This window comes from Enterobacter cloacae complex sp. I2 (assembly GCF_014896205.1).
Classification (GTDB): domain Bacteria; phylum Pseudomonadota; class Gammaproteobacteria; order Enterobacterales; family Enterobacteriaceae; genus Enterobacter; species Enterobacter quasihormaechei.
Genome location: NZ_JADBRA010000012.1, coordinates 121,749 through 141,254 on the forward strand (window position 1 = coordinate 121,749; position 19,506 = coordinate 141,254).

Annotated in this window: 16 protein-coding genes; 4 read left to right on the forward strand and 12 right to left on the reverse strand. The window is 57.4% G+C overall.

Annotated features, from left to right (window positions below; translation table 11 throughout):
• Window positions 1-13: 13 nt before the first annotated feature.
• A complete protein-coding gene (gene csiE, locus IM300_RS12445; protein WP_063868352.1) occupies window positions 14-1,291 on the forward strand; it encodes a stationary phase inducible protein CsiE in 1,278 nt (425 codons plus the stop codon).
• Here csiE and IM300_RS12450 read toward each other — a convergent pair whose 3' ends face one another.
• Window positions 1,292-2,431, reverse strand: coding sequence for a 3-phenylpropionate MFS transporter (locus IM300_RS12450; RefSeq protein ID WP_193036731.1), 1,140 nt, complete (start codon window positions 2,429-2,431; stop codon window positions 1,292-1,294).
• A gap of 171 nt (window positions 2,432-2,602) precedes the next feature.
• Between IM300_RS12450 and IM300_RS12455 the strand changes: the two genes are divergently transcribed.
• Window positions 2,603-3,025 (forward strand): DoxX family protein, encoded by a 423-nt coding sequence (locus IM300_RS12455; protein ID WP_131636473.1) that lies wholly within the window; start codon window positions 2,603-2,605, stop codon window positions 3,023-3,025.
• A 52-nt stretch (window positions 3,026-3,077) separates the two neighbouring features.
• On the opposite strand, the gene glyA is transcribed toward IM300_RS12455, so the two are convergent.
• Window positions 3,078-4,331, reverse strand: coding sequence for a serine hydroxymethyltransferase (gene glyA, locus IM300_RS12460; RefSeq protein ID WP_063450529.1), 1,254 nt, complete (start codon window positions 4,329-4,331; stop codon window positions 3,078-3,080).
• Entirely contained in the window at window positions 4,318-4,548 is a 231-nt protein-coding gene (locus IM300_RS12465; RefSeq protein ID WP_139158016.1) for a hypothetical protein, read from the reverse strand. The genes glyA and IM300_RS12465 overlap by 14 nt, the downstream gene beginning before the upstream one ends.
• A gap of 87 nt (window positions 4,549-4,635) precedes the next feature.
• Here IM300_RS12465 and hmpA point away from each other — a divergent pair, with 87 nt between their 5' ends.
• Window positions 4,636-5,826 carry an NO-inducible flavohemoprotein gene (hmpA, locus tag IM300_RS12470; RefSeq protein ID WP_193036733.1) on the forward strand — a complete coding sequence of 397 codons (1,191 nt, stop codon included), beginning with the start codon at window positions 4,636-4,638 and terminating at the stop codon, window positions 5,824-5,826.
• Window positions 5,827-5,906: 80 nt separating this feature from the next.
• Here the strand turns inward: hmpA and glnB are convergent, their stop codons facing one another.
• The 5 genes from glnB to purL all read right to left on the reverse strand — a co-directional run bounded on the left by glnB (window position 5,907) and on the right by purL (window position 14,262).
• Window positions 5,907-6,245: a nitrogen regulatory protein P-II gene (glnB, locus tag IM300_RS12475; protein ID WP_003860685.1), complete on the reverse strand. Its 339-nt coding sequence runs from the start codon at window positions 6,243-6,245 to the stop codon at window positions 5,907-5,909.
• A gap of 80 nt (window positions 6,246-6,325) precedes the next feature.
• Window positions 6,326-7,663: a two-component system response regulator GlrR gene (gene glrR / locus IM300_RS12480; protein WP_063450531.1), complete on the reverse strand. Its 1,338-nt coding sequence runs from the start codon at window positions 7,661-7,663 to the stop codon at window positions 6,326-6,328.
• Window positions 7,660-8,412, reverse strand: a complete 753-nt coding sequence (qseG, locus tag IM300_RS12485; RefSeq protein WP_063867977.1) for a two-component system QseEF-associated lipoprotein QseG — start codon at window positions 8,410-8,412, stop codon at window positions 7,660-7,662. Before qseG ends, glrR begins: the two co-directional genes overlap by 4 nt.
• Entirely contained in the window at window positions 8,409-9,842 is a 1,434-nt protein-coding gene (qseE, locus tag IM300_RS12490) for a two component system sensor histidine kinase QseE/GlrK (RefSeq protein ID WP_107535613.1), read from the reverse strand. The genes qseG and qseE overlap by 4 nt, the downstream gene beginning before the upstream one ends.
• Window positions 9,843-10,374: 532 nt before the next feature.
• Window positions 10,375-14,262 carry a phosphoribosylformylglycinamidine synthase gene (gene purL, locus IM300_RS12495; RefSeq protein WP_193036734.1) on the reverse strand — a complete coding sequence of 1,296 codons (3,888 nt, stop codon included), beginning with the start codon at window positions 14,260-14,262 and terminating at the stop codon, window positions 10,375-10,377.
• 266 nt (window positions 14,263-14,528) lie between these two features.
• Here purL and mltF point away from each other — a divergent pair, with 266 nt between their 5' ends.
• Window positions 14,529-16,079 (forward strand): membrane-bound lytic murein transglycosylase MltF, encoded by a 1,551-nt coding sequence (gene mltF, locus IM300_RS12500; protein WP_193036736.1) that lies wholly within the window; start codon window positions 14,529-14,531, stop codon window positions 16,077-16,079.
• Here the strand turns inward: mltF and tadA are convergent.
• From tadA to murQ, 4 genes are read right to left on the reverse strand one after another with little or no spacing between them, the layout of a single operon-like run.
• Window positions 15,967-16,506 (reverse strand): tRNA adenosine(34) deaminase TadA, encoded by a 540-nt coding sequence (gene tadA / locus IM300_RS12505; RefSeq protein WP_022651606.1) that lies wholly within the window; start codon window positions 16,504-16,506, stop codon window positions 15,967-15,969. The two genes, mltF and tadA, sit on opposite strands and share 113 nt — an antisense overlap.
• A 24-nt stretch (window positions 16,507-16,530) precedes the next feature.
• Entirely contained in the window at window positions 16,531-17,166 is a 636-nt protein-coding gene (gene yfhb / locus IM300_RS12510) for a phosphatidylglycerophosphatase C (protein ID WP_063450537.1), read from the reverse strand.
• A 3-nt stretch (window positions 17,167-17,169) separates the two neighbouring features.
• Entirely contained in the window at window positions 17,170-18,534 is a 1,365-nt protein-coding gene (locus tag IM300_RS12515; RefSeq protein WP_193036738.1) for a PTS transporter subunit EIIC, read from the reverse strand.
• A gap of 9 nt (window positions 18,535-18,543) precedes the next feature.
• Window positions 18,544-19,440 carry an N-acetylmuramic acid 6-phosphate etherase gene (gene murQ / locus IM300_RS12520; protein WP_193036740.1) on the reverse strand — a complete coding sequence of 299 codons (897 nt, stop codon included), beginning with the start codon at window positions 19,438-19,440 and terminating at the stop codon, window positions 18,544-18,546.
• Between the last annotated feature and the right edge of the window lie 66 nt (window positions 19,441-19,506).

Here is a 19,506-nt window from a genome sequence, read left to right on the forward strand (position 1 = left end):
TACCCGACAGATGATGATGACGACGCTTGAAATTCCATCTGTGCTTTCCAGTTCGCAGCGCCGCTGCCAGGTGCTTTTGATGCTTTACCTGCCCGATGCTGCCGTCACCGCACAGAGCATAATCGCTGCCAACGGCGTGGACGACGCTCTGGCACGGCAAGATATAGCCGAGACGCGCGATGAAATCCAGCGCTATCATCGGCTTGATATCGTCACGCACCTTGATGGCTGCTACCGAATTGAGGGTTCCGCCCTGAACCAGCGCTTGTGCCTGCTGCACTGGCTGCGCAGGGCGCTCCGGTTGTGTCCGCATTTTGTCTCGCAACAGTTTACCCCGGCCTTAAAAACCGCGCTTAAACAGCACGGTATCGCCCGCCCTCTTTATGACGATGCGAATCTTCGGGCGCTTATCAGCTTTTGTTCGCGCAAGCTTCAGCGTCAGTTTGAGGCCCGCGACGTGCAGTTTTTACAGCTCTATCTGCAATACTGTCTGATTCAGCATCATCTGGGCAATACGCCACAGTTTTCTCCCGTTCAGCGCAGCTGGACGCAGTCGAGAGGGGAGTACTTTACGGCACAGGAAATTGTTCGCCACTGGAAACGGCGCGTTCCACAGGGCACGCACGGCGATGAACAGCTGTTTCTGGCGCTGCTGTTTATGATGCTCCGCACACCCGATCCGGTGCTGGATAAACATCAGCAGGATCAGCGCCTGCGTCGCGCCATCGTGCGTATGATTGCCCGTTTCCGGGCGCAAACCGGCATGAACTTCAGCGATGAGCAGGGGCTGACCGATCAGCTATATGTTCATCTGGCTCAGGCGCTGGACCGCTCCTTATTTGACATTGGCATCGACAACAGCCTGCCGGAAGAGATCCACCGTCTTTACCCCCGGCTGCTGCGCACCACCAAAGAAGCGCTGTCTGAGCTGGAAGCCGAATTTGGCCTGCGATTCTCCGGTGAAGAGAGGGCTCTGGTGGCGGTGATTTTCGGTGCCTGGCTGATGCAGGAAACCGATCTGCATGAAAAACAGGTGGTGCTGTTAACGGGGGAAGATAAAGCCTGTGAGGAACTGATTGAGCAGCAGCTTCGCGAACTGACGCTGCTGCCGCTCAATATTCGATATCTCAGCCTGGAAGCGTTTAAGAAAGAGGGCGCTCCTCGCGAGGCAGCGCTGGTCATTACTCCCTATCCAACCGCCCTGCCGTTGTTCTCGCCGCCGCTCATTCATGCCGTTGAGACCCTGAATTCGCAGCAGCAGGAACATATTCGCGTTATGCTCGAATCATAGTCACGCGCGAGCAGCCACCTTCGGGCGGATGACGATGGCCGGTAAGGCCACCAGCGCCATCACCCAGAACACCCCATGCCCGAGATGCTGATAGAGGAAACCGGCGAAGACGGTCATCACGGCGATACTGCCCCCCATCGCCACCGCTGAATAGACCGCCTGGAGACGAATAACGTCCCCGCCCTCTCGCGCCGCGATGTAGCGCATCGCCGCCAGATGGCACACGGTAAAGGTTCCGCAGTGCAGAATTTGCGCCACAATCAGCCACGGCAGCTCCGTCGTCCAGCCCATGATACCCCAGCGCGCCACGCCGCAGACGGCGGAAAGCAGCAGCAGATCCCGCGCACCGAAACGGCTGAACAGTTTTTTGCTGAGCGCAAAGATAATCACTTCAGCCACTACGCCAAGCGACCATAAATAGCCGACGGCGGAGGCGGAATATCCCGCGCCCTGCCAGTAGATGGCGCTGAAGCCGTAATAGGCCGCATGCGCGCCCTGAAGCAGGCAGACGCAGGCCAGAAAACGCCAGCTTTGCGCCACCAGGCTTCGCCAGGCGGGCCAGCCCGCGCTTTCCTGATGACGGCTTTCCCCTTGCGGCATTACCGACGGGCGCAGCAGCATCCCCAGAAGCATGGAGGCGATCCCGATACTCAGGAATGCCAGGATCGCGCGGTAATCGTAGAGGCTGACCAGTTTGCCCACCAGCGCAGAGCCGATGACGAAGGCAATCGATCCCCACAGGCGCACGCGGCCATAGTCCATGGTGATCTGCTTTTGCCAGGTGTTCGCCAGCGCATCCGTCAGCGGCACCAGCGGGGAGAAGAACAGGTTAAAGCCAACCATCACCACCATCAGCCAGGCAAACTGGTGGCTGACCCAGAAACAGGCCGCGAAGACCAGCGTCAGCAGGGCCAGAATGCGCACCGCTTTAATCAGTAAGGAGGGATCGCTGACGCGGGGGGCAATCAGCAGGCTACCGAGAAAACGCGCCACCAGCCCTGCGCCCAGCAGGATACCGATGGTTTCAGGCGTCAGACCAATTCCCTTGAGCCAGACGCTCCAGAAAGGCAAAAAAATACCGTAGCTAAAGAAATAGGTGAAATAGCTGAGCGCCAGCCAGCGCGTGGAATGCAAGACCATGAATCCTCCCGAAATGGAGGCGATAGTCTGGCGTTTATCCTGTACTTTAGCAAGTCGTTAGCGCGCTATAAATTTACGAAAAATTAACATCATGCACAGCCGGTCGGCGTATGGCGAGAGCGGTAAAACTGTATTACGTTTAAAGGACATCGCCTGAAGAGGTCGTTTGCCATGAACAGCTTACGTTATTTTGATTTCGGCTCTTCCCGTTCGCTCCTGCTTTTAATTGCCCGCATTGCCATCGTGGTTCTGTTTATTATTTTCGGTTATCCAAAGCTGACGGGGTTTAGCAGCACCGTTCAGTACATGACGTCTCTCGGTGCGCCCATGCCCATGCTGGCGGCCATTATTGCCGTCGTGATGGAGATTCCCGCCGCGATACTGATTGTGCTTGGCTTTTTCACCCGCCCTCTCGCGGTCATCTTTGTCTTCTATACGCTGGGGACGGCGGTGATTGGTCATCACTACTGGGATATGACCGGGGATGCGGTCCTGCCCAATATGATTAACTTCTACAAAAATGTGAGTATCGCGGGCGCCTTTATTTTGCTGGCGATTACAGGGCCGGGGGCCATCTCCCTCGACCGACGTTAGCCCACAAAAAAGGCCGCATAAGCGGCCTTTTTCAGTTCTGCAACGCAGAGGATTAAGCGTACACCGGGAAGCGTGCGCAGATTTCCAGAACTTTACCCTTAACGCGCTCGATAACCGCGTCGTCATTGATGTTGTCCAGAACGTCACACATCCAGCCCGCCAGCTCTTTCACTTCCGCTTCTTTAAAGCCGCGACGCGTCACGGCCGGAGAACCGATACGGATACCGGAAGTCACGAACGGGCTCTTCGGATCGTTTGGCACGCTGTTTTTGTTCACGGTGATGTTGGCGCGGCCCAGGGCAGCGTCAGCTTCTTTACCGGTCAGGTTCTTATCAACCAGGTCCAGCAGGAACAGGTGGTTTTCCGTCCCGCCAGAAACCACTTTGTAGCCACGGTTCAGGAACACTTCCACCATCGCTTTGGCGTTCTTAGCAACCTGCTGCTGATAAACCTTAAACTCTGGCTCCATCGCTTCTTTCAGCGCCACCGCTTTAGCCGCGATAACGTGCATCAGCGGGCCGCCCTGCGCGCTTGGGAACACGGCAGAGTTCAGCTTTTTGTACAGCTCTTCGTCACCGCCTTTCGCCAGGATCAGGCCACCGCGTGGACCCGCCAGGGTTTTGTGGGTGGTGGTGGTCACAACGTGAGCGTGTGGAACCGGGTTCGGATAAACGCCTGCGGCAATCAGGCCAGCAACGTGCGCCATGTCGACAAACAGGTACGCGCCGATGCTGTCTGCGATTTCACGCATTTTGGCCCAGTCAACGATGCCGGAGTAAGCAGAGAAACCACCGATGATCATTTTCGGCTTGTGCTCTTTAGCCTGCTTCGCCATGTCTTCGTAGTCAATTTTACCGGACTCATCAATACCGTAAGGAATGATGTTGTACAGTTTACCGGAGAAGTTAACCGGGGAGCCATGAGTCAGGTGGCCGCCCTGTGCCAGGTTCATACCCAGAACGGTATCGCCCGGCTGCAACAGCGCGGTGTAAACAGCGAAGTTAGCCTGAGAGCCAGAGTGCGGCTGGACGTTTGCGTAGTCAGCGCCAAAGAGTGCTTTCGCACGGTCAATTGCCAGCTGCTCAACGATATCAACGTACTCGCAGCCGCCGTAGTAGCGCTTGCCCGGGTAACCTTCAGCGTATTTGTTGGTCAGCTGAGAGCCCTGCGCCTGCATAACGCGCGGGCTGGTGTAGTTTTCGGAGGCGATCAGTTCGATGTGCTCTTCCTGACGTACTTTTTCCTGCTCCATAGCCTGCCACAGTTCGGCATCATAATCGGCAATGTTCATTTCACGCTTTAACATCCGCATCTCCTGACTCAGCTAACAAGTAAATTTTTGGCCTGAAAAGGCAGTCCTGTTGGACGACGGGCAACAGTATAACTGAATAGTTCTGCGATAACAGGTCTTGACAAACGATTTTACGCAAACGTTTACCTTCACGCCACGCAAGGGTTTGAGCGATAAAGCTCTCGCCATTTTCAACGGATTTCTTTTCAGCTTTGTGATGCATATTTTTCACGATGCAAAGAACCATTTACATTGCATGGGTATTTTTATAAGATGCATCCAAAATACATCATTAAAGTAACATCAGAAGGAAGCTGCTATGCTCGACGCTCAAACCATCGCTACCGTGAAGGCCACGATCCCCCTGCTGGTTGAAACGGGTCCTAAGCTGACCGCCCATTTCTACGATCGCATGTTCGCGCATAACCCGGAACTCAAAGAAATTTTTAACATGAGCAACCAGCGTAACGGCGATCAGCGTGAAGCGCTGTTTAACGCTATCGCCGCCTATGCCAGCAACATCGAAAACCTGCCGGCTCTTCTGCCTGCGGTGGAAAAAATTGCCCAGAAGCACACCAGCTTCCAGATCAAACCTGAACAGTACAACATCGTCGGCAGCCACCTGCTGGCCACGCTGGACGAAATGTTCAGCCCGGGCCAGGAGGTGCTGGACGCGTGGGGTAAAGCCTACGGCGTGCTGGCAAACGTGTTTATCAACCGTGAAGCGCAGATCTACAGCGAAAACGCCAGCAAGAACGGCGGCTGGGAAGGCACTCGCGCCTTCCGTATCGTTGAGAAAACCCCGCGCAGCGCGCTTATCACCAGTTTTGAATTTGAGCCGGTTGACGGCCAGCCGGTGGCGGATTATCAGCCTGGGCAGTATCTGGGCGTCTGGCTGAAGCCGGAAGGCTTCCCGCATCAGGAGATCCGCCAGTACTCCCTGACCCGCAAGCCAAACGGCAAAGGCTATCGCATTGCGGTTAAACGTGAGGAAGGCGGTCAGGTATCGACCTGGCTGCATAACGTCGCTAACGTGGGCGATATCGTTCATCTGGCCGCGCCGGCGGGTGACTTCTTTATGGCGGTGGAACCCGGCACGCCGGTGACGCTGATCTCCGCGGGCGTGGGTCAAACGCCAATGCTGGCGATGCTGGATACGCTGGCAAAATCCAGCCACAGCGCGCAGGTCAACTGGTTCCACGCGGCCGAAAACGGTGATGTCCACGCCTTCGCGGATGAAGTGAAAACGCTGGCGGCCAGTCTGCCGCACTTTACCGCGCATACCTGGTACCGTTTACCAACGGAAGCCGACCGCGCAGCGGCACGTTTTGACAGCGAAGGGCTGATGAATTTAGGGCAGCATGAAGGGGCGTTCAGCGCACCGGGAATGCAGTTCTACGTTTGCGGACCGGTGGCGTTTATGCAGTATGCCGCGAAGCAGCTGGTAGACCTGGGTGTGGACAAGGACAACATTCATTACGAATGCTTCGGCCCGCATAAGGTGCTGTAATCGCCCGGCGGCGCTTCGCTTGTACGGGCCTACGAAGGGTTTTGTAGGCCGGGTAAGCGCAGCGCCACCCGGCAAGCGTGTTAAATCGCCGCGTCGTCTTCTTCGCCGGTACGGATACGGATCACGCGCGCCACGTCAAAGACGAAGATTTTCCCGTCGCCAATTTTGCCGGTCTGTGCCGTGCGGATAATGGTATCTACACAGGTATCGACGATGTCATCGCTCACCACGATCTCGATTTTCACCTTCGGCAGAAAGTCCACCATGTACTCAGCGCCACGGTACAGCTCGGTGTGGCCCTTCTGACGACCAAAACCTTTCACTTCAGTTACGGTCATCCCGGTGATGCCCACTTCAGCCAGCGCTTCACGTACATCATCCAGTTTGAAAGGTTTAATAATCGCATCAATTTTTTTCATGGTCGGTCCTTAAACTCTTGCCTGTAAGCTGCCTCGTAATCGGTTGCTCACAGTATCATATTCAGGCGGATTTTGCGGTACTACTCTTTAAAATCGTTCGCTTCCAGCTCGTGGCGTGAGAGGAGTTTATAGAACTCGGTACGGTTACGCCCGGCCATGCGCGCCGCGTGGGTCACGTTGCCTTTGGTGATTTGCAGCAGCTTGCGCAGATAGTTCAGCTCGAACTGATTTCGCGCTTCCGCAAACGTCGGTAAGGCCGTGTTTTCCCCTTCCAGCGCCTGCTCCACCAGCGCATCGCTGATCACGGGCGATGAGGTCAGCGCCACGCACTGCTCAATCACGTTCACCAGCTGACGCACGTTGCCCGGCCAGCTTGCCGTCATCAGGCGCTTCATCGCATCGGTGGAGAACGCGCGCACAAACGGTTTATGGCGGTCTGCGGCCTGTCGCAAAAGATGGTTTGCCAGCAGCGGAATATCTTCCGCGCGCTCGGCCAGCGCCGGAATTTTCAGGTTGACGACATTCAGTCGGTAGTAGAGATCTTCGCGGAACTCGTTGCGCGCCATCGCCTTGGGTAAATCACGGTGGGTGGCGGAAATAATACGCACGTTGATGTCGATATCGCGGTTGCTGCCGAGCGGACGCACTTTTCGCTCCTGCAACACGCGCAGCAGTTTGACCTGCAACGGCGCGGGCATATCGCCAATTTCATCGAGAAACAGCGTGCCTCCCTCAGCCGCCTGGAATAGCCCTTCACGGCTGCTCACCGCGCCGGTAAAGGCGCCGCGGGCGTGACCAAAGAGCTCAGACTCAAGCAGCTGTTCCGGCAGCGCGCCACAGTTAATGGCAATAAAAGCATTTTTACTGCGCGGGCTGGCGTTGTGGATCGCCTGGGCGAGGATCTCTTTCCCGGTCCCGCTCTGGCCGTTGATCAGTACGCTAACGTCTGATTGCGCCACCATCCGCGCCTGTTCCAGCAGGCGCAGCATAACCGGGCTTCGCGTTACGATGGATTCACGCCAGGCGTCGTCGCCGGAGGGCGCCGCGTGCTCAAGGGCGCTGTCGATTGCTTTGTAGAGGGCGTCTTTATCCACCGGTTTGGTGAGGAAGCTGAACACGCCCTGCTGCGTCGCGGCCACCGCATCCGGAATGGATCCGTGTGCGGTGAGGATAATCACCGGCATCCCGGGCTGCTGCTTCTGGATCTCCGCAAACAGTTGCAGGCCGTCCATTTCATCCATGCGTAAATCGCTGATCACCAGATCGATTTTCTCGCGGCTGAGCACTTTCAGCCCCTCCTGCCCGCTTTCAGCGGTGACCACGCTGTAGCCTTCGCTGACCAGACGCATTCCCAACAGCTTTAATAAACCGGGATCGTCATCCACCAGTAACAGATGAGCAGGTTTACGGCTTGTCATGGCTTCACATCCTCTTGTTTCGGCGTCTCACCGTCTGGCGTCGTGGCAGAGTTGCCTTTCGACCCGTCGGGCAGATAGCTGCCTGCCGGCTTACGCGTCGAGAGCTGTCTCTCGATATCGGTCAGATTCTCAAGCTTACGCGTGGTGGTATCAAGCTGCTCGCGCAGCGACTCCTGCTGCTGGCGCAGCGCATCAAGCTCGCTGTCGCTCGACTGCTGCAATTTGCTGTAGCGGAAACGCTCTTCAGACAGCTGTAATTGCAGGGTTTGTCCGTCCCGCCAGAGCTGATAGACCGGGCGCACCTGCGAGGGAATATTGATTACGTAAGTATCAAGCCGCGTCACGTTGGCGCGGCGTTCGACGGGGGTGATTCTGGCATCGGCCATTACGATCCCACGTTTAAACGCGTCCTGCCAGGTGTCGTCCACCAGCATCGCCGCCTGCGCACGGGCCTCGGCGGGGGCCAGACGCTGGGCGCAGTCTATTCCCCGCAGCCAGAACAGCGGGTTGGATTCGACATCGTGTCCCGACAGGCTCCAGATATCATCGCAACGTGTTGAAAGGAAGTCGGCCAGCTGTTTTTGCGGCCATTTATCTTCCTGTTTGTGGCTAATTGCACTTTTTGGTGCATGGGTGACACAGCCTGCCAGCAGCAGGCAGGGCAGGCTCAGGCGCATATTTTTGCTGGAAAACACCGCGCGCAGTGCGCGATAAAAGACGTGTGACATACTCACCAGGTTGTTATTCATTTCATTGATTTTTCCGGCTCAAGAGGCAGTTCGATACGAAAACAGACATCGGCGCGTTCATCACTCACGATGTTAAGCTCACCCTGCATGCGTCGTATGCAGTCGCGGGCAATACTCAGCCCCAGACCACTTCCTTTTACCGCACCTTTTCGCTGATGACTCCCCTGGAAGAAGGGTTCAAAGATCATCGTTTTTTCATCATCCGGAATCGGGCTTCCCGTATTCGCTACGTCAATAAATACCCGCGAACCGTTGTTATTGCTTCTGATATAAATGGTACCGGATTCAGTACCATAGTGCACCGCATTGGAATAAAGATTATCCAGCACGCTCATTAACAGCATAGGTTCTGCAAGACAGGCTGGCGCATTGAGATCCACCTGGGTATGCATCATTTTAGCTCTTGCTGGCAGGCTATGGGCGGAGATAACCATATCCACCAGCGGTTCAATTTCAACGCTCTCGAGCACCACAGCACCATCCGCCAGCTTGCGGTTATAGTCCAGCAATTGTTCGATAAGTTTCTGTAAATTGCGGCTGCTGGCATCCAGAATCGCCACGATCTCTTTTTGCTCAGGCGTTAACGGCCCCGCCACTTCGTCGGCCAGCAGCTCCGTGCCTTCACGCATGCTGGCCAGCGGTGTTTTGAGTTCGTGTGAGATATGGCGCAGAAACTGGTGACGCTGGGATTCCAGCCACGCCAGACGCTCTGAGAGCCAGATAATGCGCTGGCCGACCGAGCGCAGCTCGCGCGGGCCTTTAAAAACGACGGTATCCCCGAGGGATTTGCCCTCTCCCAGGCGGTTAATCATCCGCTGGATCCCCTTCACGGGGCCGATGATCATGCGGGTAAAGAGCAGCACCAGCCCCAGGCTGACCAGAAACAGCACCAGCGCCTGCCAGCCAAAGAACTGGCCGCGCTCGGCAATCTCCTGCTGGAGCTGCTGTCCGCGGGAAAAGATTACCGTACGGGTGGACTGAACCATCTCCGTGTTGGCATTCGCGAAGGCTTCAAGCCGTGCGGCGGCGGCGGCATCAGGACCGCTGTTTTTGCACTGGAGCTGCGCCAGATCGTTCAGATCCTGACGCAGCGCCTGATAGAGTTTGTCATCCGGCAGCACCCCGGCATGGGCGTCCAGCATTTCGCTGTAGCGTTTACGCTGATTCTGATACACCCTTTCCAGCGTGCGGTCGTCCAGCACGCAGTACTGGCGATAGCTACGCTCCATCTCCAGCGCGGCGTTGGTCATCGCCTCGCTACGGCGGGCATCAATAAGCGTGGTGCGGTTAGTCAGCGCCGCCTGGGCGCTTAACGCGTTCAGGCTTTGCCAGGCCTGCCAGGCCAGCACCAGCAAAGGTAGCAGGATCAGCAGGAAGGCCATCATAACGAGCTGTCGCAGGGAGCGAGGGAAAGCGGGCCAGCGTTTCAACACATTACTCTCTTCATCCGGGTTTGAGGAGAGCGTAACTGAGTCTGCCCTTCAGATACAACAAAGCCGGGTAAAAACCCGGCTTTGTCATGGAATAAGGCGGTGCCTAACTCGACGTTTCGCCCTGGCCTGATAAAGCATTGCAATAATCAGTAGTTGGACGGCAGGCACCTTTTTGTGCGTCATTCGAAGTTTATGTAGCACGTCCCGAAGGGGCTGACATAAGAAGGTGAATGAGCCACTGACTACTGTAATGCAACTCGCGTGCCAGAATGCAAAACAATCGATTATCTTTATGATTACAAAAGATTTTATTACATAAGTGTATTGAAAGCGGCGTAAATGATTTCCAGCCTAAGTGTCGCTATTAAGCAACACCTTAACGGGAACTTGTCATGCCATATATAAATCAATAAGTTAAATGTCTCTTTTTGGAGACACTCAAACCGGAGGATTGTCGCGATTTTGCGACAGGTATAAAAAAGCCCGGTGGCGCTCACGCTTACCGGGCCTACAGGTAGTACGCTAAACCTTAACCCAACTGTTTACGCGCGTTGCGGAAAATGCGCATCCACGGGCTGTCCTCGCCCCAGTTTTCCGGGTGCCAGGAGTTGCTCACGGTACGGAAGACTCGCTCCGGGTGCGGCATCATGATCGTTACGCGACCGCTTTCGCTGGTGACCGCAGTAATACCATTTGCCGAACCGTTCGGGTTAGCCGGATAGGTTTCGGTGACCTTACCGAAGTTATCAACGAAGCGCAGCGCCACCAGCCCTTTGCTTTCAAGCTGAGCCAGATGCGCCGCATCGCGCACTTCAACCTGACCTTCACCGTGCGACACCGCGATTGGCATCTGAGACCCCACCATCCCCTGCAACAGCAGAGACGGGCTCTGAGTCACCTCTACCAGGCTGAAGCGCGCTTCGAAGCGGTCAGACTGGTTGCGCACAAAGCGCGGCCAGGCTTCACTGCCCGGGATCAGCTCGCGCAGGTTAGACATCATCTGACAGCCGTTACAAACGCCCAGCGCCAGCGTCTGGGGACGGTGGAAGAAGGTCTCGAACTCGTCACGCACGCGGCTGTTGAACAGGATGGACTTCGCCCAGCCTTCGCCCGCGCCCAGCACGTCGCCGTAGGAGAAACCGCCACAGGCCACCAGCGCCTGGAAATCATCCAGCCCGGTACGTCCCGCCAGCAGGTCGCTCATGTGAACATCAATGGCGTCGAAGCCCGCCCGGTGGAAGGCCGCGGCCATCTCAACGTGGGAGTTAACGCCCTGCTCGCGCAGCACGGCCACTTTCGGACGCGCGCCGGTCGCGATGTACGGTGCAGCAATGTCTTCGTTGATGTCGAAGGAGAGCTTCACGTTCAGGCCTGGATCCTGGTCATTGGCCTTCGCGTTATGTTCCTGATCGGCGCATTCCGGGTTGTCGCGCAGGCGCTGCATCTGCCAGGTGGTTTCCGCCCACCACATACGCAGCGTGGTACGGCTTTCGCTGAACACCGCGTGGCCGTCGGCTTCAATCACGAAGCGGTCACCCTGCACCGCTTTCCCCAGGTAGTGCACGCAGTCTGCCAGACCGTGCTTCGCAAGGAGAGCTTCCACCGCCTCGCGGTCTGCGGCGCGGACCTGAATCACCGCGCCCAGCTCTTCATTAAACAGCGCTGCCAGGCGGTCTTCGCCAAGAGCGCCAATCTTCGCTTCCACGCCGCAGTGGCCGGTGAAGGCCATCTCTGCCAGGGTGACCAGCAGGCCACCGTCGGAGCGGTCGTGGTAGGCCAGCAGCTTGCGCTGTGCCACCAGCACCTGGATCGCGTCGTAGAAACCTTTAAGCTGGGCAACGTCACGCACGTCGGCTGGCTTATCGCCGAGCTGACGGTAAACCTGCGCCAGCGCGGTTGCGCCCAGTGCGTTATGGCCTTTGCCGAGGTCAATCAGCAGCAGGGCGTTATCTTCGGTCGCCAGCTGCGGCGTAACGGTATGGCGTACGTCTTCCACGCGGGCAAACGCGGTGATCACCAGCGACAGCGGAGAGGTCATCTCGCGCTGCTCGTTACCCTCCTGCCAGCGGGTTTTCATCGACATGGAATCTTTGCCCACCGGAATGGTCAGGCCGAGCGCAGGACACAGCTCTTCGCCCACCGCTTTCACCGCTTCGTACAGGCCGGCATCTTCACCCGGGTGACCGGCAGCGGCCATCCAGTTCGCGGAAAGCTTGATGCGTTTAATATCACCAATCTGCGTCGCGGCAATGTTGGTCAGCGCTTCACCGACCGCCAGTCGCGCAGAGGCGGCGAAGTCCAGCAGCGCCACCGGCGTACGTTCGCCCAGCGCCATCGCTTCGCCGTAGTAGCTGTCGAGGCTCGCGGTGGTCACGGCGCAGTTAGCGACCGGGATCTGCCACGGGCCAACCATCTGATCGCGGGATACCATACCGGTTACGGTACGGTCGCCGATGGTGACCAGGAAGGTTTTCTCTGCCACGGCCGGGAGGTGCAGTACGCGATTCACCGCGTCCGCAACGGTAATGCCCTGGCGGTCCAGCGCTTTGCCCGCCGCTTTGCGGGTGGTGACGTCGCGGGTCATCTTCGGCGTTTTGCCGAGCAGCACGTCCAGCGGCAGATCGATCGGCTGGTTGTCAAAGTGGGTATCGCTCAAGGAGAGGTGCTGCTCTTCGGTCGCTTCACCGATGACGGCATACGGCGCGCGCTCGCGGCGGCACAGCTCGTCAAACAGCGGCAGCTGATCGGCGGCCACCGCCAGCACGTAGCGCTCCTGGGATTCGTTACACCAGATTTCCAGCGGGCTCATGCCCGGCTCGTCGCTCAGGATGTCGCGCAGGTTGAAACGGCCACCGCGACCACCGTCGCTCACCAGCTCTGGCATGGCGTTGGACAGACCGCCCGCGCCCACGTCGTGGATGAACAGGATCGGGTTAGCATCGCCCAGCTGCCAGCAGCGGTCGATCACTTCCTGACAACGACGCTCCATCTCCGGGTTGTCGCGCTGCACGGAGGCGAAATCGAGATCCGCATCAGACTGGCCGGAAGCCATAGACGAGGCTGCACCACCGCCCAGACCGATGTTCATGGCCGGACCGCCGAGCACGATCAGCTTCGCGCCGACGACGATCTCACCTTTCTGCACGTGATCGGCGCGAATGTTGCCGATCCCGCCCGCCAGCATGATCGGTTTGTGGTAGCCGCGCAGCTCTTCGCCGTTGTGGCTGTCCACTTTCTCTTCATAGGTACGGAAGTAGCCGTTCAGCGCCGGACGACCAAATTCGTTGTTGAACGCCGCGCCGCCCAGCGGGCCTTCGGTCATGATATCCAGCGCGGTCACGATGCGCTCTGGCTTGCCGAAATCTTCTTCCCACGGCTGTTCAAAGCCCGGGATACGCAGGTTGGAAACGGAGAAACCGACCAGACCCGCTTTTGGTTTAGCGCCGCGCCCCGTCGCACCTTCGTCACGGATTTCACCGCCGGAACCGGTCGCCGCACCCGGCCACGGCGAGATTGCCGTCGGGTGGTTGTGGGTTTCCACTTTCATCAGGATATGCGCAGGCTCCTGATGGAAGTCATAGCGCCCCGCTTCGCGATCGGCGAAGAAGCGGCCCACCTCGGAACCTTCCATTACCGCGGCGTTGTCCTTATAGGCAGACAGCACGTGGTCAGGGGTTTGCTCCATGGTGTTTTTGATCATTTTGAACAGCGACTTCGGCTGCTGTTCGCCGTCGATAATCCAGTCGGCGTTGAAAATCTTGTGGCGGCAGTGCTCAGAGTTGGCCTGCGCGAACATATACAGTTCGATGTCGTTCGGGTTGCGGTTCAGCTTAACGAATGCATCCTGAAGGTAGTCAATTTCATCTTCTGCGAGTGCCAGACCCAGACGCAGGTTTGCGTCGATCAGCGCCTGACGCCCCTGCCCCAGCAGGTCTACGCTCTGTACCGGCGCAGGCTGATGGTGGGAAAACAGCTTCTGCGCCTCATCCAGAGAGGCAAACACGCTCTCCATCATGCGGTCGTGCAGCTCTGCCGCAACGGCCTGCCACTGCGCGTCGCTCAGGGTGGACGCTTCCACATAGTACGCCACGCCGCGCTCCAGACGGTTAATCTGGCTCAGGCCGCAGTTGTGGGCGATATCCGTTGCTTTGGAAGACCAGGGGGAGATGGTGCCCGGACGTGGCGTGGCAAGGATCAGTTTGCCGGTCGGCGTATGGCTGCTCAGGCTTGGGCCATATTTAAGCAGGCGTTCCAGCTGGACGCGCTCCTCTGCATTCAAAGGGGCATTCAGGTCAGCAAAATGGACATACTCAGCGTAAATATTGCTTACCGGAAGGTCGGCCGCCTGAAAACGTGCCAGCAGTTTGTTAATACGGAAGGCAGACAGTGCAGGCGAACCACGCAGAATTTCCATCATAAGTCTCTCGTCTTCGAAGCGCCGGGGCGCTTACAGTGTGCGCAAGGGGGAAAACGGGCGTCATTATAGAGAATCCTGAGCGCCGACGAAACCGTTTGCGTCGAAATAAAATCATCCATTATGTTTAACAATAGATGTGACCTGTCTCTCTAATTGGTTGCCAACTGGCGCTACTTTGCGCAAAATGCCGCTCAATCAATGGCAAACCCTATTCATAACATGACTACAGCACACTGAGGCATCCGGCGTCGCAGAGAATTAACTAATTGAAAAAATTAAAGATTAATTATCTGCTCATCGGCATTGTTACGTTGCTGCTGGCAGTGGCCCTCTGGCCTTCTATCCCCTGGTTCGGCAAAGCCGAGAACCGTATCGCCGCCATTCAGGAGCGGGGGGAGCTGCGCGTCAGTACCCTCTCTTCCCCGCTTATTTATGACGATATCAACGGTAAAACCATTGGGCTTGATTACGAACTCGCACAGCTATTTGCAGACTACCTGGGCGTAAAGCTGAAGGTCACCGTGCGACAAAACATTAACCAGCTCTTTGACGACCTGGATCATAACCGCGCCGATATCCTTGCCGCCGGACTGGTGTACAACACCGAGCGGAGCAAAAACTATCAGCCGGGCCCAACCTATTACTCCGTGTCGCAGCAGGTGGTTTACCGTGTGGGTAGCCTGCGCCCGCGCTCGCTGGCCGACATCACCGACCAGCAGTTAACCATCGCCCCCGGCCACGTGGTGATTGACGATCTGCGGGAATTAAAAGAGAAAAAATACCCGAACCTCAGCTGGAAGGTTGACCCGAAACTGGGCACCAACGCATTGCTGGAGCAGGTAAAGGATAAAAAGCTGGCCTATACCATTGCTGATTCGGTAGCGATCAGCCTCTTCCAGCGCGTTCATCCTGAAATCGCCGTGGCGCTGGATGTGACCGACGAACAGCCGGTGACCTGGTTTACCCCGCTAGACGACGATCAGACCGTTTCTGCGGCCATGCTCGATTTTTTTAATTCCATCAATGAAGACGGCACCCTGGCGCGTCTGGAAGAGAAATATCTCGGTCACGGTGACGATTTTGATTACGTGGACACCCGCACCTTCCTGCGCGCCGTGGACAGCGTGCTGCCGGAGCTGCAACCGCTGTTTGAGAAATACGCACAGGAAATTGACTGGAAGCTGCTGGCGGCGATTTCCTACCAGGAATCACACTGGGATGCTCAGGCCACCTCCCCGACGGGCGTGCGCGGGTTGATGATGCTGACCAAAAATACCGCCCAGAGCCTCGGCATCAGCGACCGGACCGATGCGGAACAGAGCATCAGCGGCGGCGCGCAATATTTGCAGGATATGATGGCAAAAGTGCCGGAGACGGTCCCGGAAGGGGAGCGGATCTGGTTTGCGCTGGCCGCCTATAACATGGGCTATGCGCATATGCTCGACGCGCGCGCGCTGACGGCGAAAACAAAAGGTAATCCGGACAGCTGGTCTGATGTAAAACAGCGCCTGCCGCTGCTTAGCCAGAAACAGTGGTATAAAAAACTGACGTACGGCTATGCGCGCGGACATGAAGCGTATGCCTACGTGGAGAATATTCGTAAATATCAGATAAGCCTGGTGGGGTATTTGCTGGAGAAAGAAAAAGAGGCAACCGAGGCCCAACAGCTGGCTGAAAGCTATCCGGTGGTTGCACCGGACGAGCTTAATCACCCTGAGGCTTCAATTCTGCCTTTTGTTGCTTTTTCTGCTGCCGACGCATTCGAAAAAAGTCACTTAACAGACCCGAACATTCTGGTGCAAGTACCCCACCGATAGTTTTCACCTGGTGATTCATCCCCGGATGCCCAAGCACGTCCATCAGCGAGCCGGCAGCGCCCGTCTTTTCATCCCGCGCGCCAAATACCAGCGTGCCGATTCGGCTGTGCACCATTGCCCCGGAGCACATCACGCACGGTTCAAGGGTGACGTACAGGGTGGTATCAAGCAGACGATAGTTTTGCAGCACCAGTCCGCCCTGACGAAGCGCCATGATTTCAGCATGCGCGGTGGGATCGTGGCGGCCAATAGGACGGTTCCACCCTTCTCCAATCACCTGATTGTTATGGACCAGCACCGCGCCCACGGGCACTTCGCCCTCTTCCCAGGCGCGCTGAGCCAGCGCCAGCGCGTGGCGCATCCAGTATTCATGATTGTGTTCAGGGTTGGACAAGGGCTGATACTCCAGTCGAAAAGCGGGCGGCATTATACACAGCCGTTATAGATAAGACTATTCGAGTTGCTGAAGTTCACCCAGAGGCGTGACGCGCCAGCGGTGCTGGCAAAAATAGAGCAGTGGGTTGTCCTGCTTGCTGTCGCTGTAGCCGCTGTACAGACGCAGCGGCGTGCCGATGCGTTTTTCCAGCTGGACCACTTTTTCATGCCCCAGACAGCGCATCGTCAGGACCCAGCCGCCGTAGCCGCGGGAAATTTGCGTAGCGATAAGATTCACGCGCGGCAGCCAGGGGGTATCAAAGTAGACCTGCTCCACCAGCGTCTGCGGGGAGCCGGTAATCAGCCAGATATCGGCGTCGTTGGCGTCGAGGTAGCTGGTAAGGCGCGCCTGTACTACGGGAAACGCGGCCACGTGCCCGCGAAACCAGTGGGCAAAATCCTGCTCAAGCTGCTTAAGACGCGCTTCGCTATGACCAAACGTACATCCCCAGAGCAGCAGGCTCATCGGCCAGCGCGCTGCACGGCCTTTCACCAGCAGCGCGATGCCAATAACGGGTAACAGGGGCAATACCAGCAGCGCGTTAAGGGGCTGGCGCCGCAGCAGGTAGCGCATAAACGTGCCGAACATATCCTGCTGGTGCAGCGTTCCATCCAGATCGAAAAAAACAACGCGACGCTCGTGATTGGCCAAACCTTACTCCTCTGGGTCATTGAATCCTAACAGCCAGGTAAACAGGAACCCGGCGATCACCGCTACCAGATAGCCTAACAGATAGAGCATGACTTTTCCGGTCACGATGGTTAATGCCAGCGGTAAACCGGAGATCCCAAAGGTGATAACGGTCGCCACTTTCCAGTAGCTGATCAGCGCCCCGCCCACCGCACCGCCGAGGCAGGCGGCCAGAAACGGTTTACCCAGCGGCAGCGTAACGCCGAAAATCAGCGGCTCGCCGATACCGAGTAACCCAACCGGCAGCGCCCCTTTAATGACCTTTTTCAGACGTACGTTGCGGGTTTTCATCAGTATCGCGATGGCCGCACCGACCTGCCCAACGCCCGCCATCGACAGGATCGGCAGCAGCGCGTTATAGCCGTGCGCCTGCACCAGTTCGACGTGGATCGGCACCATCCCCTGATGCAGACCGGTCAGGACTAACGGCAGGAAGGTTCCGGACAGCACGGCGCCTACCAGCAACCCGCCGCGATCGATAGCCAGAGACGCGCCGTGGGCGATGGCTTCCGAGATCCAGCCGCCCAGCGGTTGCAGAGCCACAATCGCCACGCTCCCGGTAATCAGCGTGGTCAGCAATGGGTTGAGGATCAGCTCAATCGAGCCGGGCAGTACCGCGCGCAGCTTTTTCTCGATCCAGCACATCAGGATCACCACCAGCAGCACGGCAATCACCCCACCTCGGCCAGGCTGAAGCGCCTCGCCAAACAGCGTAATTTGCGCCAGCTGCGGGCTGGAGAGGATCCCGGCCATCACGCCGCCCATCGCCAGCGAGCCGCCGAACACTTTGGCGGTATTCACCCCCACCAGAATGTTCATGATGGCAAACACCGCGCTGCCGAAAATGGCGAGAATGCCCAGCAGGTTCGGATACTGCGTGGCAAAATCCCCGACAATATCCGGACGCTTAAGGATATTGATAATCCCGGTGATCAGCCCCGACGCGATAAACGCCGGGATCAGCGGAATAAAGACGTTGGCCAGCTGGCGCAGCGCGTCGCTCATAGGGGCTTTATACCTGGCTTTCGCCTGCGCTTTGGTGCGCTCCGCGTCGTCAACGGCGTGAACCGTTTCCCCGCCCGTCATCAGAGCGCGCATGGCGTCAACCACCTGCGCCGCTTTGCCCGGGCCGACAATCAGCTGATGCTGTTGCCCCTGCTTAACGTACCCGCTCACGCCGGGAAGCTGCTTCAGGCGCGTGACATCGAGCTTGTCGTCGTTATGCACCTCGACGCGCACGCGCGTCATGCAGTTTTCCAGACGCTGAATATTGTTTTCCCCACCGATCCCGAGCAGGATGTCGCTGGCGAGCGCTGCTGTTTTGTCCATACACGCCTCTTATTCGTGTTCTAATGCCGCCCGTAAAAACCCGTGATGGGCATCGAGTCTGGCTCTGGCCGCGGCTGCATCCAGCCCGGTTAATATCATCAGAATGGCCGGTTTGACGTCGTGATCGGTCTGCTGAAGCACCCTTTCCGCCTCTTCACGCGCGGCGCCCGTCGCTTCCATCACCATGCGGCACGCTCTGTCCACCAGCTTGACGTTGGTCGCCTGCATGTCCACCATCAGGTTTTGGTAGACCTTGCCGAATTTCACCATCGCGCCGGTGGAGATCATATTGAGCACCAGCTTCTGCGCGGTACCCGACTTCAGACGCGTCGAGCCGGTTAACGCCTCGGGCCCAACGACAGGCGAGATGGCAATGTCCGCTACCTGCGCTATCGGCGAGCCGGGGTTGCAGGAGATGGCGACCGTGGTGCACCCGATCTTCCGGGCATATTCCAGCCCGCCAATGACGTACGGCGTACGCCCGGATGCCGCCAGCCCGACCACCAGATCCTGCGCAGTCAGGTTCAGCGTCCTGAGGTCATCTTCCCCAAGCTGTTGATTATCTTCTGCTCCTTCCACCGCTTTCAGCAGCGCGCCAGGGCCGCCGGCAATCAGGCCCACAACCAGGCCGTGCGGAACGCCAAAGGTCGGCGGACACTCGGAAGCATCCAGCACGCCGAGGCGCCCGCTGGTTCCCGCCCCCATATAAATAATGCGTCCTCCGGCTTTCAGCGCGTCGGCAGCGGCGTCCACGGCTTTTGCTACCTCAGGCAATGTCTCTTTGACTGCCAGCGCGACGAGGGTATCCTGTTGATTAAAGCGGTTTACCAGCTCAAGCGTGGAGAGCGCGTCAAGATCCATGGTTTGCGGGTTACGCGTTTCAGAAACAAGAGAGCCTAGATTCATGTTATGTACCTCTGGAATTTTTAATTCATAATAAACGCACTATAATGGAATATAAAATTCATTCAG